11 protein-coding genes and 1 pseudogene are annotated in these 15904 nt (G+C 33.8%); all 12 read left to right on the top strand.

From position 1 onward, the window contains the following. Positions 1–548 precede the first annotated feature (548 nt). The 12 genes and pseudogenes from Q4548_RS00180 to Q4548_RS00120 all read left to right on the top strand — a co-directional run bounded on the left by Q4548_RS00180 (position 549) and on the right by Q4548_RS00120 (position 15874). Positions 549–1340: an IclR family transcriptional regulator gene (locus Q4548_RS00180; RefSeq protein WP_303449982.1), complete on the top strand. Its 792-nt coding sequence runs from the start codon at positions 549–551 to the stop codon at positions 1338–1340. Positions 1341–1563: 223 nt separating this feature from the next. Next, a complete protein-coding gene (locus tag Q4548_RS00175; RefSeq protein WP_303449980.1) occupies positions 1564–2580 on the top strand; it encodes a zinc-binding dehydrogenase in 1017 nt (338 codons plus the stop codon). A gap of 17 nt (positions 2581–2597) precedes the next feature. After that, entirely contained in the window at positions 2598–4781 is a 2184-nt protein-coding gene (locus Q4548_RS00170) for a glycoside hydrolase family 3 C-terminal domain-containing protein (protein ID WP_303449977.1), read from the top strand. A gap of 26 nt (positions 4782–4807) precedes the next feature. Then, entirely contained in the window at positions 4808–5572 is a 765-nt protein-coding gene (locus tag Q4548_RS00165) for an SDR family oxidoreductase (protein WP_303451537.1), read from the top strand. 26 nt (positions 5573–5598) lie between these two features. Next, on the top strand, positions 5599–7053 hold the full coding sequence (aldA, locus tag Q4548_RS00160; protein WP_303449975.1) for an aldehyde dehydrogenase: 1455 nt from the start codon (positions 5599–5601) through the stop codon (positions 7051–7053). A gap of 89 nt (positions 7054–7142) precedes the next feature. Then, positions 7143–8237: a mandelate racemase/muconate lactonizing enzyme family protein gene (locus tag Q4548_RS00155; RefSeq protein WP_303449972.1), complete on the top strand. Its 1095-nt coding sequence runs from the start codon at positions 7143–7145 to the stop codon at positions 8235–8237. Positions 8238–8245: 8 nt separating this feature from the next. After that, entirely contained in the window at positions 8246–9280 is a 1035-nt protein-coding gene (locus tag Q4548_RS00150; RefSeq protein WP_303449970.1) for an aldose epimerase family protein, read from the top strand. 32 nt (positions 9281–9312) lie between these two features. Further along, positions 9313–10326, top strand: a complete 1014-nt coding sequence (locus tag Q4548_RS00145) for an L-rhamnose/proton symporter RhaT (protein WP_303449968.1) — start codon at positions 9313–9315, stop codon at positions 10324–10326. A gap of 16 nt (positions 10327–10342) precedes the next feature. Further along, on the top strand, positions 10343–11578 hold the full coding sequence (locus Q4548_RS00140) for a glycosyl hydrolase (protein WP_303451535.1): 1236 nt from the start codon (positions 10343–10345) through the stop codon (positions 11576–11578). Between the two features lie 168 nt (positions 11579–11746). Further along, a pseudogene (locus Q4548_RS17375) lies at positions 11747–12397 on the top strand (glycosyl hydrolase 2 galactose-binding domain-containing protein); the annotation flags it as partial. A gap of 9 nt (positions 12398–12406) precedes the next feature. Next, positions 12407–14266, top strand: coding sequence for a glycoside hydrolase family 2 TIM barrel-domain containing protein (locus tag Q4548_RS00125; RefSeq protein ID WP_303451533.1), 1860 nt, complete (start codon positions 12407–12409; stop codon positions 14264–14266). Between the two features lie 51 nt (positions 14267–14317). Then, positions 14318–15874 (top strand): alpha-L-fucosidase, encoded by a 1557-nt coding sequence (locus Q4548_RS00120; RefSeq protein ID WP_303449962.1) that lies wholly within the window; start codon positions 14318–14320, stop codon positions 15872–15874. The last annotated feature ends 30 nt before the right edge of the window (positions 15875–15904 follow it).

The following is a 15904-nucleotide window of genomic DNA, read 5'->3' as shown; positions in this document are numbered from 1 at the left end:
AGATTGATTTGCCTAGATAGGCAACATTGTGAAGTTTTTAAAGAGCGTAATTTGCTTCTTTTTTCGCTGTGTACTCCTGTGTTTGTTTTATTTATTGTTTTCTGTTGTTGAGTTTATTTTTTTAGATGTTTAGTTTTTGTCTAGTTTGTTAGGTTCAATTTCTATTTTAATTATTCATTTTTCAGAAGTTTATTTATGTTTTTATTGCGTATTTAAAGGTTTATGGCTGTCTTTTTTATGATTTTTGAATATTATTTATTTTTACTGTTTTTTTAATTTGTTAGTTCGTATTCATAATCTGTCGTGTCTGTAGAAACTTTAATATGTTGGTGTCATTAAAAAAGTAGCGTCTGCTGTTGTTGTTGTAAGAGAAAATAAAAGAGAATAGTTCGTTTTGCGTGTTTTTTTCTTGAAAGTGTTATAGAAGTTCAATAGTCTATGTATTGTTTAGAAGTTTTTAGAGTGTAAAGATTTTTTATTGTATTGAAATCAATACATGTGCTGTATGTCAAATAATCTTATTTTTGTGGCACATACAAAAACAAAATATGGGTTTAGAAGAAAGGGCTGATGGGAAACCAAATTACAATGTTCCAAATTTAGAAAGAGGTTTGATGATTATTGAATTGTTGGCAACTTGTAAAGGAGGTCTAACACTTGCAGAAATAATTGAAGAGTTGTCCATTACCAAAACATCTGCTTTTAGAATTATCAATACATTGATATTCAAAAATTATTTACAAAAAAATGAAACAACAAAAAAAATAACATTGTCCAGAAAAATGCTAACATTAGGTTTGTCAGCAATAAATGAACAAAGTATTGTAGAAGTTTCTATTGATGTAATGAGAGCTTTAAGAGATGAACTAAAAGAGTCTGTTATGTTAGGTGTGCTTATTGGGCACAACGGAACTATTTTGGAACAAGTTGCGTCTTCTTATCCTGTTAAATTATTTGTAGAACAAGGAACACAGTTTAGTTTGCATAGTTCTGTAGGTGGTAAATCCATTTTGTCTTATATGCCAGAAAATGAAATGAACACGATTTTAAACAAACAGACACTTAAGCGTTATACTGAAAATACAATTGTGTCTAAAGAAGTTTTTAAAGAACAATTAAAACAAGTTAAAAAAATAGGATACGCTGTGGATCATGGAGAGGATATTCAAGGGATTAATTGTGTGGGTGCACCCATATTTAATGAACACGGTTATCCGGTAGCCGCTATTTGGATTACAGCACCACATGGACGTTTGCCTTCTAAAGATTTTGATAAAAAAGGAAAGGTGGTTGTTCGTTATGCTAAAGAAATATCTTTGAAGTTGGGTTATGTAGAATAAGTTAGATAGATACTTAAAATAAGTTTTAAGCTTCTTAATTGTGAATTTTTCACTATTAAGAAGCTTTTTTTTGTTTATCACTAATGATTATGTAATAATTATAGTCTTTTATAATTTCATATTTGATGTTTTTTTTATCTAAATAATTAATTATTTACAATTTATTGTATATTTGTTTCAAATAAGGAACTGGTTTCTTATTTGAAACTTAATGAAAATCAAGATGAAAGCAACCATTTATGAAGGTAATAAGACCTTCACTGTAATTGAAAAAGAAATTGAACAACCTCAAGCAGGTGAAGTAAGAATCAAAGTAGCTTATGTTGGGGTGTGTGGTACGGATGTACATATCTATCACGGAATGATGGATAAGCGTGTAAGTATTCCTGTTACAATTGGGCATGAAATGTCTGGTGTAGTTGATGCTGTAGGAGAAGGGGTGACAGATTATGTAGTTGGTGATAAAATTGTGGTTCGTCCTTTAGATGATAGAAAAGTAAAAGCATCAGACAAAGGTTTTAATCATATTTGTGAAGAATTGAAATTTGTTGGAATCGATAGTGAAGGAGCAATGCAACAATATTGGAATGTGCCTACTTTTATTTTACACAAATTAAGAGCTGAGACTGATTTAAAATTAGCAGCATTGATAGAGCCTTTATCTGTAGCGGCTCATGATGTTCGTTTGAGTGGATTGGTTGCTGGAGAAACAGCAGTAGTTTTAGGAGGTGGTCCAATAGGATTATTGGTTGCAATGGTAGCAAAAGAAGTTGGAGCACAAGTAATTATTTCTGAAGTAAATCCTAAGCGTATTGCAAAGGCAAAAGAATTAGGTTTTGATGCAGTAAGTCCAATAGAATTGGATTTGGTAGAATATGTTAAAAGCAAAACAGAAGACAAAAGAGCTGATGTGGTTTTTGAAGTAGCCGGAGTGCAACCTGCCTTAGATATTATGTGTGAAGTAGCTGGAATTCGTGGTAGAATTGTAATGGTAGCTATTCATGGAGTAAAAAAAGAAGTAGACTTATTTAAGTTTTTCTGGAAAGAATTAAAGTTGATTGGAGCTAGAGTTTACGAAAAAGAAGACTACGAAAAATCAATCAGATTGATTACTGAGAACGAATTGCCATTTGAGCAAATGATTACAGATGTACAACCATTAAGCAATATTCAAACAGTTTTTGAAAACATAGACAACAATCCTGATGGATTAAAAGTCTTGATGGATTGTCAATTGTAAAAAACATACACTGTACAATGGTTAAAAAAATAATAGTTGCATTGATTGCTATTCCAACCTTCATTTTTGGTCAAACTTCTGATAAAAAATGGTTGGATACATCATTGTCTTTTGAAAAGAGAATCAATTATTTGGTTGAACAAATGACTTTACAGGAGAAAATCTCACAATTGGTGAGTGATTCTCCTGAAGTTGATCGTTTGGAGGTGCCAGAGTACAATTGGTGGAATGAAGCTTTGCACGGAATTGCAAGAAATGGAAAAGCAACTGTTTTTCCACAAGCTATTGGTTTGGCAGCCACGTTTGATACCGAATTAGCGCAAGAAGTAGCCAATGCAATATCAGATGAAGCAAGAGCAAAGTTTAATATTTCTCAATCTATTGGAAATAGAGGTCAGTATGCTGGTTTGACATTTTGGACTCCTAACGTTAATATTTTTAGAGATCCAAGATGGGGAAGAGGGCAGGAAACTTATGGAGAAGATCCTTATTTAACATCTAAAATGGGAGTTGCTTTTGTAAAAGGTTTGCAAGGAAATCATCAGAAGTATCTAAAAAGTGCTGCTTGTGCAAAACACTATGCAGTGCATTCTGGACCCGAAGAATTGAGACATCATTTCAATGCTTCTCCATCAAAAAAAGATTTGTACGAAACATATTTACCTGCTTTTGAAGCTTTGGTGAAAGAAGGAAATGTAGAGGGAGTTATGTCAGCTTACAATGCGGTGTATGGTTCTCCTGCTGGTAGTAGTAAATTTTTATTGAAGGATCTTTTGAGAGATGAATGGAGGTTCAATGGATATATAGTTTCAGATTGTGGTGCTTTGGGAGATATTTACAAAGGTCATAAAGTTGTGAAAACTCAAACAGAAGCTGCAGCGTTGGCTTTAGAAATGGGTTTAAATTTGAATTGTGGTTACGTGTACGGTGCTCTTGAAAAAGCAATCAAAGAGGGATTGACAACAGAAAAAACGGTAGACAAAAGATTGAAAGAGTTGTTGATGACTCGTTTTAAATTAGGCTTGTTTGATCCTGTACAAGACAATCCTTACAATGCTATTTCTCCAAAAGAAATTCACTCAGATAAGCACATTGCTTTGGCAAGAAAAACAGCATTAAAGTCTATTGTGTTGTTAAAAAATGATAACAATACTTTGCCATTAAGTAAAGATATTAAAGTGCCTTACGTAACAGGTCCTTTCGCAGCTTCTAACGATGTGCTCTTAGGAAGTTATTACGGAATGACAACCAATTTGGTGTCTGTTTTGGAAGGAATTTCGGAAAAGGTTTCTTTAGGAACTTCTTTAAATTATAGAATGGGAGCTTTGCCATTTACAAAAAATGTAAATCCGAAAAATTGGGCTCCAAATGTTGCAAAAACGGCTGATGCAGTAATTGCAGTGGTTGGATTGTCTGCAGATTTTGAAGGGGAAGAGGTTGATGCCATTGCTTCTCCAAACAAAGGGGATAAAAAAGATTTAAAATTACCGCAAAATCAAATTGATTATGTAAAAGAAATGGCTGCTAAGAAAAAAGGGCCTTTAATTTTAGTAGTTGCTTCGGGTAGTGCTGTTTCTTTGGGGGAGTTGTACGACTTGGCAGATGCTATTGTGTTGATGTGGTATCCTGGAGAACAAGGTGGTCATGCTGTTGCAGATGTTTTGTTCGGAGATGAATCTCCATCGGGTCACTTGCCGATTACCTTTCCTAAATCGATAGAGCAATTGCCTGCTTTTGAAGATTACAGTATGAAAGGAAGAACTTATAAATACATGGAAAAAGAACCTTTGTTTCCTTTTGGTTTTGGATTGTCTTACACAAATTTTACTTATAAAAACATCAAAGTTTCTAATGCTAAAATCGGTAAAAAAGACAAGCTTAAAGTTTCTTGTACTTTGGTTAATAAAGGAAAAATGGACAGCGATGACGTTGCGCAACTGTACTTGGTTCCTGTTGAAAATAAAAACGATTTGCCAAAATACAGGTTGTTAAGATTTAAGAGGTTAAAAGTGAAATCACAATCATCAGAAACAGTATCATTTGAATTAGAACCTAAAGATTTGTATCAAATCAATCAAGAGGGTAAAAAAGTTTGGATAAAAGGGAAGTACAAATTGGTTGTTGCAAACGCTTTACCAAGTAAAAGAAGTGCAAATTTAGGAGCAACAGTGCCTATATCAACAATTGTAGAATTAAAATAAAAAGTATAAAAAATAACAACATGAGTATCTTAAATACATTTAGTTTAGAAGGAAAAACAGCTTTAGTAACAGGTTGTAAAAGAGGAATTGGAATGGCAATGGCAGTTGGTTTGGCTGAGGCTGGAGCAAATATTATTGGAGTTTCTGCTTCTTTAGAATTAAGCGATAGCAAAGTTTCAAAAGCAGTAGAAGCTACAGGTAAATCTTTTAGCGCTTACCAATGTGATTTTTCTGATAGAAAATCATTGTATGCATTTATTGCAGCTGTAAAAAAAGACCATCCACAAATTGATATTTTGGTAAACAATGCAGGTACTATTTTACGTACTCCTGCAGCAGAACACCCAGATGAAATGTGGGATAAAGTAATTGAAGTAAATCAAAATGCTCAATTTATTTTGACTAGAGAAATTGGAAAGGAAATGGTTGCAAGAGGGTTTGGGAAAATCATTTTTACAGCATCATTGTTAACGTTCCAAGGTGGAATTACAGTTCCTGGGTATGCTGCGAGTAAAGGAGCAGTAGGCCAATTAACCATGGCTTTTGCAAATGAGTGGGCAAGCAAAGGTGTAAATGTAAATGCAATTGCACCAGGATACATTGCTACAGATAACACAGAAGCTTTAAGAAATGATGCCGCAAGGTCAGAATCTATTTTGTCTCGTATTCCAGCAGGAAGGTGGGGTGAAGCAACAGATTTTGCAGGGCCAACGGTATTTTTAGCATCAGAAGCAGCATCATACATGCACGGAACTATTATGTTAGTTGACGGTGGATGGATGGGAAGATAATCTATAACTAACTAAAAAATAAAATTATGTCACAGGTAAAAGAGTATCAGTTATTTATTAACGGAGAGTGGAAAACATCAACTTCAGGAGAAACTATAGATATTATAAATCCATCTACAGAAGAAGTAACAGCTAAAGTACAAAATGGTACTACAGAAGAAGCTTTGGAAGCTTTGGAAGCTGCTGATAAAGCACAAAAAGAGTGGAAAAAATTACCACCACGTGAGCGTGCGGATATGTTGTACAAATTGGCTGATGAAATTGAAGCTAATACAGAATATTTAGCTGAATTATTGACAAAAGAACAAGGGAAGTTATTAAAGGTAGCTCGTTTTGAAGTTGCCGTTACTGCTTCTTTTATTAGATATGCTTGTGAGGGTGCTCGAAGAATTGAAGGAGATATTATTCCTTCAGACAATCCAAATGAGCAAATATGGATTCAAAAAGTACCGAGAGGAGTTGTGGTTGCTATTACTGCATGGAACTTTCCGTTGGCATTGGCAGGTCGTAAATTAGGACCAGCTTTAGTAGCAGGAAATACCATTGTAATTAAGCCTACGTCAGAAACTCCATTGGCAACTTTAGAGTTAGGAAATTTGGCAAACAAAGTGGGGATTCCTGCAGGTGTTATCAATATTTTAACAGGACCAGGTAGAGCAATGGGGAATGCTTTGGTAGAAAGTCCTATTACTAAAATGGTAACCATGACTGGTTCTACACCAGTAGGACAATCTATTGCTCGTGCTGCTGCAGAAAACATGACACACGTACAGTTAGAATTAGGAGGTAAAGCACCTTTTATTGTTTTTGCAGATGCTGATATTGATGCAGCTGTTGAGGCAGCTTTGCATTCTCGTTTTGACAACTGTGGACAAGTTTGTACTTGTAACGAACGCATGTATTTGCATGAAAGTATCCATGATGTGTTTATGGAGAAGTTTATAGCAGCAACAAAAGCACTTAAAGTTGGAGATCCAATGTTAGAAGAAACAGATATGGGACCTAAAGTAAATGCGGCTGAATTAAAGCACATGGAACATTTAGTAGCTGTAAGTTTAAAAGAAGGAGCAACTCTTGCTACTGGAGGTAAGAAACCAGAAGGTATAGGGTTTGAAAAAGGATATTGGTTTGAGCCAACAGTTTTAACAAACGTAACTCAAGACATGACGATTGTTCATGAAGAGGCTTTTGGACCAATTTTACCTGTATTAAAGTTTAGTTCTTTTGATGAGGTTATTGGCTATGCAAACGATAGTGAGTATGGCTTAGCAGTAATGGTATTTACAAATGATATGAATACGATTATGAAATGTAACGATGAGTTAGAATACGGTGAAGTTTATGTAAATAGAGGTCACGGAGAACAACATCAAGGATTCCACAACGGATATAAAAAATCTGGTTCAGGTGGAGAAGATGGTAAATATGGTTTTGAACAATATTTAGAAAAGAAAACTTTCTACATCAGACACAAAGCATAATTAGTTTGAGAGCATATTTGGCTGTTGGTTTTCTATTTTTTGGTTTATAGTTTTCCCGACAGCTTTTGCTCTTTCTTAAAACAGATAAGATGAGTACAAAAATTTCAAACATAAAAACACAATTGTTTACGGTGCCATTACCAGAAGTAATGTCAGATGCAAAACATGGAGATCATTATCATTTTGAATTGGTAACAGTTACGGTTACTTTAGAAGATGGTAGCGAAGGTACAGGGTATACGTATACAGGAGGTAAAGGAGGTTTTGCAATCAAAGCGATGGTAGAACATGATTTTACAGAAGCATTAATAGGTAAGGATGGAGTTGATATTGAAGGTATTTACGACTTTTTAGAGTGGCATGTGCATTATGTTGGTCGTGGCGGAATTGCTTCTTTTGCTATTTCTGCTGTAGATATTGCACTTTGGGACATCCGTTGTAAAAAAGCGGGACAACCATTGTGGAAAATGGCTGGTGGAGCAGGAAATACTTGTAAAGCTTACTGCGGTGGAATTGATTTGATGTTCCCTATTGAAAAGTTATTAGATAACATGAAAGGTTATTTAGCAAGAGGTTTCAATGCTGTGAAAATTAAAATTGGTCGTGAAAACTTAGAAGAGGATTTAGAGCGTATCAAAGCCGTACGTGAGTACATTGGTCCAGATGTTACTTTTATGGTAGATGCCAACTACTCTATGACGGTAGAAAAAGCCATCAAAGCTATAGAAGGGTTTAAAGATCAAAATATTACTTGGTTTGAAGAACCAATTATTCCAGACAATTACAAAGGATTTGGTGAAATAGTAGATGCTACAGGGTTTCCATTAGCCATGGGTGAAAACTTACACACTATTCATGAATTTGAATATGCTTTTGATCAAGCAAAATTATCTTTTGTACAGCCAGATGCCTCAAACTGTGGAGGGGTAACAGGATGGTTAGCTGCTGCTAGATTGGCAGATAAGCATGGAATTCCAGCTTGTTCTCACGGTATGCAAGAATTACACGTTAGTTTGGTCTCTGCACAACCTAATTCAGGTTGGTTAGAAGTGCACAGTTTCCCAATTGATGAATATACAACTAGACCTTTGGTGGTAGAGAATTATAGAGCAGTAGCTCCAGATTATCCAGGTGTAGGGGTTGTTTTTAACTGGGAAAAATTAGCACAATACGAAGAAAAATAAAAACAGATATGAAAATAGAACAATCAAATTTTGGAAATATTGAGAATCAAGAAATTACTTTGTATACGCTAAAAAATGCGAATGGAATTGAAGTAAATATCACAAATTATGGTGCTACTATTACTGCTATCAAAGTTCCAAATTCTAAAGGAATCATTGAAAATATTGCTTGTGGATTTGATTCCTTAGGAGGTTATTTTTCTGAAGAATACAAAAACAATGCTCCTTATTTTGGAGGAACGATAGGTAGGTACTGTTCACAAATTAAAAATGCTTCTTTTGATTTGAACGGTAAAACTTACAACGTAGCGGCCAATTGTGGAGATAATAATTTACATGGTGGGATTGTTGGTTTCGATAAAAAAGTTTGGTCTGTTTCTATTTTAGAAAATGGTATAGAAATGTCTTTGGTTAGCAAAGATATGGAAGAGGGGTTTCCTGGAAACGTAGCTGTAAAAGTTGTATTTATTTTAAATGATGAAAATGAATTATCTATCAATTATAATGCTACACCCGATGCAGACACTCCCTTGTCTTTAACTAATCATACATACTTTAATTTGTTAGGGTTTACAGAAACAGTAGAAAATCACATAACAAAAGTACATACAGATAAAAGGTTAGTGACGGATGCTACAGGAGCTGCTACTGGAGAAGTTGAACATTTAGAAGGAAAAGTAGACGATTTAAGAGGAGGGAAACGCATAGGTGATGTACACCAATTAATGAACGATGGTTTTGAACATTTCTACATTTTTGATAACACAGCAGGGGACTTGAGACTTACAGCATCAATTATTTCTGAAGCTAATGGTCGTAGTTTGGATGTGTTTACTACAGAACCTTGTATGTTGTTGTATACAGGTAAATATACTTCAGATGCTTTGAAAAGAGAAAGTGGAGAGCAATACGGTAAATATAAAGGTTTTTGTTGTGAAACACACAGATATCCAAATGGACCAAATATTGAAAACTCTCCAAAATCAATAACCAAAGCAGGAGAAGAATTTAAAAGCACAACCATCTTTAAATTTGGATGGTAGTCAATTTTACTAACTTAAAAAATAATTAAATAATGATTGAAGGAGTAATTTGGGCAGTCATCGCAGGTTTAATGCTTGGTTTGTATGCCTTACCAGAAAAGTTTACCAAAGGTTTTGAGTTTGAAAACACTTGGAGTTTGTTTTTTGCAATCAACACATTTGTAGTCCCTAATATTGCTGCATTTTTGTTAATTGATGGTTTTGCTGATGTATTAGCGGCTATCCCTAGTACAGTTCTTGTCGGAATGGTTGTTTCTAGTATTTTATGGGGTATTGGAGCCATGATGTGGGGGAAAGCAATTAACTATATTGGCTTGTCTTTAGGTTTCTCTATTTTTATTGGTACCATTATTTTGGTGGGATCTTTGATACCTTTCTTTGTGGGAGATTTACCAGAAACCAATGTGTTTTTAACCATTCTAGGTGGGTTGTTTATTGTTTTGATTGGTGTGATTTCGAATGCAAAAGCAGGAATTACTCGCCAAAAAGATGAAGCAAAAGACGATTCGGTTTCTAAAAAAGGATCTGTAGTTGCAGGAATTTTAATAGCAGTCATTGGTGGTTTGTTGGCTACAGGATTTAGTTTTGCTAATTCTTTTGGAGCAAGTGTTATTGACGAGGCTTCTCAGGCACAAGGAAATCCAGCTTGGGTAAGTGCTATTGCGGTAATGTATGTTATTTACATGGCAGGAGGAGTTGCTATTGCTATTTATTTTATTCAACAATTAACGGCTAAAAAATTATGGGGTAAATTCAAATCACCTCATTTAGGAAAAAACATTTTATTAACTTCTATCATGGGAGTTTTCAACTTTGCTGCTTCTTCGGCATTTGCATATGCAGCTTTTAAATTAGGGAAAGAATTAGGGGGAAGTGTAGGATATGCTATTTTCAATACAGCTTGTGTGGTAACAGCTATTGTAAGTGGAATTATTACCAAAGAATGGGTCAATGCATCATCCAAAGCAAAAAACTTTTTGTATATAAGTTTGGCTTGTATGATTGGAGGAATCTTAGTAATTGCATATTCTAATAGCTTAGGATAATCACAAAAAATAATAAATAATGAAAAATTTAAAATATATAATTCCTGTAATATTAGGAGTTGGTTTGTTTTCTTGCAACTCAAAAGTAGAAAACAAAACAGGTGATGATTGTGGTAAGGAAATAGTTCTTAGTGATGAAAAACAAGACTTTTTAGGAATTACCAATAAAGACAAATTAAGTGCAGCATCTAAAAGAGCTTTAGAGTGGAATGATGAATTGTTACACAATAATGATTGGTATTTTGAATATCAAGTTTATGATTTAAAAGGAGATTTTGCTTACGAAGAAGGTGTGGTAAGAAGAGATCCTAGTGCCATGATTAAGCACGATGGGAAATATTATACTTGGTATAGTAGAAGTACAGGAGAATCTCAAGGATTTGGAGGTGATGTAGAAAACGAAAAAGTATTCCCTTGGGATAGATGCGATATTTGGTATGCAACTTCTGCAGATGGAATTACTTGGAAAGAAGAAGGAATTGCTGTTGCTAGAGGTAAAGCAGGTTCTTATGATGATCGTTCTGTGTTTACTGTAGAAATTATGGAAAGCGATGGAATGTATTACTTATGTTACCAAACAGTAAAAAATCCATATAACAAAAGAGTTAAAAATCAAGTTGGTTTAGCTTGGTCTACATCTCCTAACGGACCTTGGACAAAAAGTGAAGAACCAATTTTAAGTCCTGCAGATAATGGAATTTGGAAAGGAGATGATTTACAAGATCGTTTTTCTGTAGAGAAAAAAGGAGATTTTGATAGTCACAAAGTACACGATCCATGTATCATTCCTTACAAAGGAAAATTCTACTTGTACTACAAAGGAGAACAAATGGGAGAAGCTATTACTTTTGGAGGTCGTCAAATTAGACATGGAGTTGCCATTGCAGACAACCCTAAAGGTCCTTATGTAAAATCAGAATACAATCCAATTTCTAACAGTGGACACGAAATATGCGTTTGGCCATACAATGGAGGAATTGCATCGTTAATTACTACAGATGGTCCAGAAAGAAACACGGTACAATGGTCTCCTGATGGAATTAATTTTGAAATTATGGGAGCTGTAAAAGGGGCACCACATGCAATAGGATTAAACAGAACTGCTGATAACGAAAAAGAACCAACAGAAATTTTACGTTGGGGATTGACACATGAATACATGAATTACAACTATCAATACATTCGTGGGTTTAAAACGAAAGTAATGAGAAAGCATACAGCCAATTCAGACAAAGAAGCTAAAGATAAATAAGATTTTAAAACCTATGAAAAAGACCACTTTAAGTGGTCTTTTTTGTTTTAGACTTAGTCGGATTTGTGTGTTTTTGTTTGTTTATTTATTGTTATTTTTATTGGAGTTATTGTTTTTTTTAAGTCGGATTTGATTTGTTTTTAATGATTGTTTAAAATAATAGGTGTAATGAGAAATATAATAGAAAAAATAAGAATATTTTTTTGGTTCTTGATTTGTACATCCGTTGGATTTGCACAACCAGGAAGTATCAACTCACATGATGAAAATAGTCAGTTGGTAAGAGATTTAAGTGGACATCGTTGGAAAATGAAAATGATGTTGCCTGGAGAAGGTGTAAAGCAAGGTTTACACAAAATACCGCCAGAAGATATTGAAACCTTAGTTTGGAATCCTGCAAAAATTCCAGGAGATGTTTATATAGATTTGTGGAAAGCAGGAGTGATAGAAGATCCTTATTTTGGAAGAAATAGCGTAAAGGCTCAATGGGTAATGCAGTATGAATGATGGTATTCTTATCAATTTAATGTAACTCAAGATTTAGGAGATAACTTGGCAAGGTTAGATTTTGATGGAGTAGATTATACTTGTGATGTTTGGTTGAACAGCGAGTATTTAGGAAGTCACGAAGGTGCTTTTTCTCCATTTTCATTTGACATCAATCACGCTTTAAGAACTTCTAAAAAGAATTTAAAAAGTTCTAACTTATTAATGATTCGTTTGGCTCCACCACCGCAGGTAAACTCTAAAGTGGCGGGTAGAAAAACTCCTTGGTTTGGAGATTATTGGAGAGATTTAATTCCTTTTGGAATTTACAGACCCATTAAAATGGTATATACCGGATCTTCTAGAGTTACTGATTTGTATGTGCATTCTAATATTCATAAAGACAAATCGGCAACAGTACATCTACAGGTTGAGGTAGAAAACACCACTTCCAAACCTAAAAACATCACGTTTACAAGCTCTATAGAAGGTAGTAACTTTAAGAGCAAACAAATCAATACAAAATTTACTGCCTTGGTACAACCAGGTAAGCAGGTGGTAAAAAAACAAATTAAAGTAAAAAATGCTCAGTTGTGGTGGCCTTGGGATTTAGGAAAACCTAATTTGTACGTAGCCAAAGTTTCTATAACAGAAAATAAAGTAAATCAAGATTTTGCCGAAACTACTTTTGGGATTAGAGAAGTTAGCATGAAATGGAATCCTGGATTTTCTAAAGATCAAGTTAGTTTTCCAAGAACTACGGTTATTAATGGAAAGCCAATATTTATTCGTTCGGCTTGTTGGGGAGGTCCACCAGATATTTTTGTAGGAAGAACTACCGAAGAAAAATACAGAAGATTAATTCAGTTAGCCAAAGATGCAAACATGAATAACATCAGAATTTTTGGTTGGCATCCTCCTGAAATTCCAATTTTTTATGAATTATGTGATGAAGCTGGAATTACAGTTTGGCAAGATATTATTCCCTTAGGAACAGGAAATCTATCTAAAGATCCAGTGTTTTTAGAAAAAATATTAAAAGAAGGAGAAAATGTAATTACAGAAAGAAGAAATCATCCCTCTTTAATTATGATGGAAGGTGGTGAAGAAATGTTTTTAAGATCTGGAGATGCTATGTTTACACGTAACTTTTTAGAAACCTTAGGAAAAAGATTGCAAGCAAAAGTAGATTTACCTTATGTGCCAGATTCTCCGTTAACTTGTGAAACAGCACAATCAGCAGGATACAAACCCAAAGAGGCTGTACATGCCCTAGGGTATTTTTACGGTATGGGAAAATGGTTAATGGAAGATTGGTACTCTAGTTTAGATTTTCCAATTGTGCCAGAATTAGCCATTACATCGGTACCTAATGTAGAAAGTTTAAAAAAGTTTATTCCAAAAGATGAATTGTGGAAACCTGGAGTAAGTTGGGGACATCATTGGGCAGATTTAGATAGATTAAGAATTCAAAATTTTGATGCTTTTGGTGATGAAAAAACAGGATCGTTACAAGAATTTGTAGATGCGACTCAAGATGCACAGGGAATTATTTTTCAATTGTCTATAGAGCACTTTAGAAGAAATAAACCTAGAACTAGCGGAATTTCATTGTGTCATTTTATTACCTATTGGCCTGATATGAAATGGGGAATTGTAGATAATTACACACAACCCAAACGTTCTTGCAATTATGTAAAAATAGCCTATCAACCCTTGTTGATTAATTTAAAGTTTGATAAACGTAGATGGAAAACATCTGATACTTTTAATGGAGAAATATGGGTAGTAAACGATTTTTACAAAACTTATAAAAATTGCAAAGCTAGTTATGTAATTAAAGATGATGAGGGTAATGTATTAGCTAAAAATAGTTTTGATGTAGGAAACGTAGAAGAAAATAGTTCTCTAAAACTAAAGAGTTTGAATCATAAAGTACTTAAAACAGTAAAGAAAATTTTTTATGTTATTTTAGAATTAAAAGATAAAAAAGGAGATATAGTTTCTGCTAATGAGTATATGTTTTTAATTGGAGATCAGAAAGAAGCTTCTAAAAAATTTAAGACTATGGGGTTAGAAATTAGAAAGAGAAATCAGACCTATACTTATGGAAATTATTATAAGTTTTTTGATAAATTATCAGGTGAAAACGAACAAGAATATGAAACAAAACTAGATACTATAAAATCTAGAGGTTTTTAATTGTTTAGAAAGTAAAGAGATACGATACTAACATAGATTAAATCATTTAAAATGAAAAAATATATAAAATTAATAGCTGTTTTAACACTTGTTTTTATAACAGCATCTTGTCAGCAAAAAGAGGAAAAAAAGACGTATCAAGCAAATTGGGAATCTTTAAAAAAACATCAAACACCAGAATGGTTTTTAGATGCAAAATTTGGAATTTATTGTCATTGGGGACCTTATTCTGTACCCGAATATAAAAATGAATGGTATTCGCATTGGATGTATGTAAACAAAGACAATCCCGAAGCTAGAAATGGAGAGGCAAGTCACTATTACAAACATCACGTAGAAACTTATGGAACGTTAGATAAATTTGGATACAAAGATTTTATTCCCATGTTTACTGCCGAAAAATTTGATGCTGCAGAATGGGCAGATTTATTCCAAAAAGCAGGAGCTAAATTTGCAGGACCTGTATCAGAACATGCAGATGGTTTTGCTATGTGGGATAGTGATTTAACTCGTTGGAACTCTAAAAACATGGGGCCTAAAAGAGATATTATGGGAGAACTTTCTAAAGAAATTAGAAAACGAGATATGAAATTTATTGCTACTTTCCACAGACAATGGTTGTACGCATGGTTTCCTACATGGGATGAAACTACAGATGCTGCTGATCCTGAATTTGCAGATTTGTATGGACCTAAAGTAAACAAAGGAGATTTTCAATTTCCACATAAAAAAAATCATGCAACTGCTAATGGAGAAAAATTTCATTATCCAATGGCAGGAAAAGAATTTGATGATGAATGGTTGAATAGATTAAAAGAAATCATCAATAAATACGATCCAGACTTGGTTTGGTTTGACAATAAAATGGATATTATTTCTGAAGAACACAGACAAGAATTTCTAGAGTATTATTACAATCATGCAGATAAAAAAAATCAAGAAGTAGTATCTACTTATAAATTTGAAGACTTTGCCAAAGGTTCTGCTGTGTTAGATTTAGAAAGAGCTAGGATGAGTGAAAAGAAAGAATTTCCTTGGTTAACAGATGATTCTATCGATTGGAATTCTTGGTCGCATATTAAAAACCCAAATTACAAATCTACCAATAGGTTAATAGATTTTTTAGTAGATGTGGTTAGTAAAAACGGAGCTGTATTGTTAAATATTACACCCAAAGCCAACGGAGAAATTCCAGAACCTGTAAAAGAGCGTTTGTTAGAAATGGGAGCTTGGTTGCAAACTAATGGTGAAGCCATTTACGGAACTAGAACTTTTGATATTTATGGAGAGGGAAGTTTTAAAGCAGTTGAAGGACATTTGAGTGAACAAAAAAATGCTGACAATACAGCGGAAGATATTCGTTTTACCACCAAAGGGAACATTTTATATGCTATTGTCTTAGATTGGCCAGAAGGAAAAGAATTTACCATAGATTCTTTGGTAAAAGACAATGGTTTGTACCCTAAAAAAATAAAATCAATTCAATTGTTAGGAGACAATCAAGATTTAAAATTTGAGAGAAATAGCAAAGGTTTAACCATCCAACTTCCTAAAAACAAAGTAGGAAAGCATGCATTTGCTTTTAAAATTACTCCAGTAGAAGAGTAGTAAATCATATAAAAATTTAAAAACCTCGTA

The sequence above is a fragment of the Wenyingzhuangia sp. 2_MG-2023 genome (assembly GCF_030548295.1).
GTDB lineage: Bacteria > Bacteroidota > Bacteroidia > Flavobacteriales > Flavobacteriaceae > Wenyingzhuangia.
The sequence above is the reverse complement of the archived record's forward strand: the minus strand, read 5'-3'. Positions and strand labels throughout refer to the sequence as shown.

Excerpts from the sequence above, each read along its gene's own strand:
- Q4548_RS00180 (WP_303449982.1), top strand. The coding sequence starts at position 549 with ATGGGTTTAGAAGAAAGGGCTGATGGGAAACCAAATTACAATGTTCCA.
- Q4548_RS00125 (WP_303451533.1), top strand. The coding sequence starts at position 12,407 with ATGGTATATACCGGATCTTCTAGAGTTACTGATTTGTATGTGCATTCT.
- Q4548_RS00175 (WP_303449980.1), top strand. The coding sequence starts at position 1,564 with ATGAAAGCAACCATTTATGAAGGTAATAAGACCTTCACTGTAATTGAA.
- Q4548_RS00155 (WP_303449972.1), top strand. The coding sequence starts at position 7,143 with ATGAGTACAAAAATTTCAAACATAAAAACACAATTGTTTACGGTGCCA.
- Q4548_RS00150 (WP_303449970.1), top strand. The coding sequence starts at position 8,246 with ATGAAAATAGAACAATCAAATTTTGGAAATATTGAGAATCAAGAAATT.
- Q4548_RS00145 (WP_303449968.1), top strand. The coding sequence starts at position 9,313 with ATGATTGAAGGAGTAATTTGGGCAGTCATCGCAGGTTTAATGCTTGGT.
- Q4548_RS00170 (WP_303449977.1), top strand. The coding sequence starts at position 2,598 with ATGGTTAAAAAAATAATAGTTGCATTGATTGCTATTCCAACCTTCATT.
- aldA (WP_303449975.1), top strand. The coding sequence starts at position 5,599 with ATGTCACAGGTAAAAGAGTATCAGTTATTTATTAACGGAGAGTGGAAA.
- Q4548_RS00120 (WP_303449962.1), top strand. The coding sequence starts at position 14,318 with ATGAAAAAATATATAAAATTAATAGCTGTTTTAACACTTGTTTTTATA.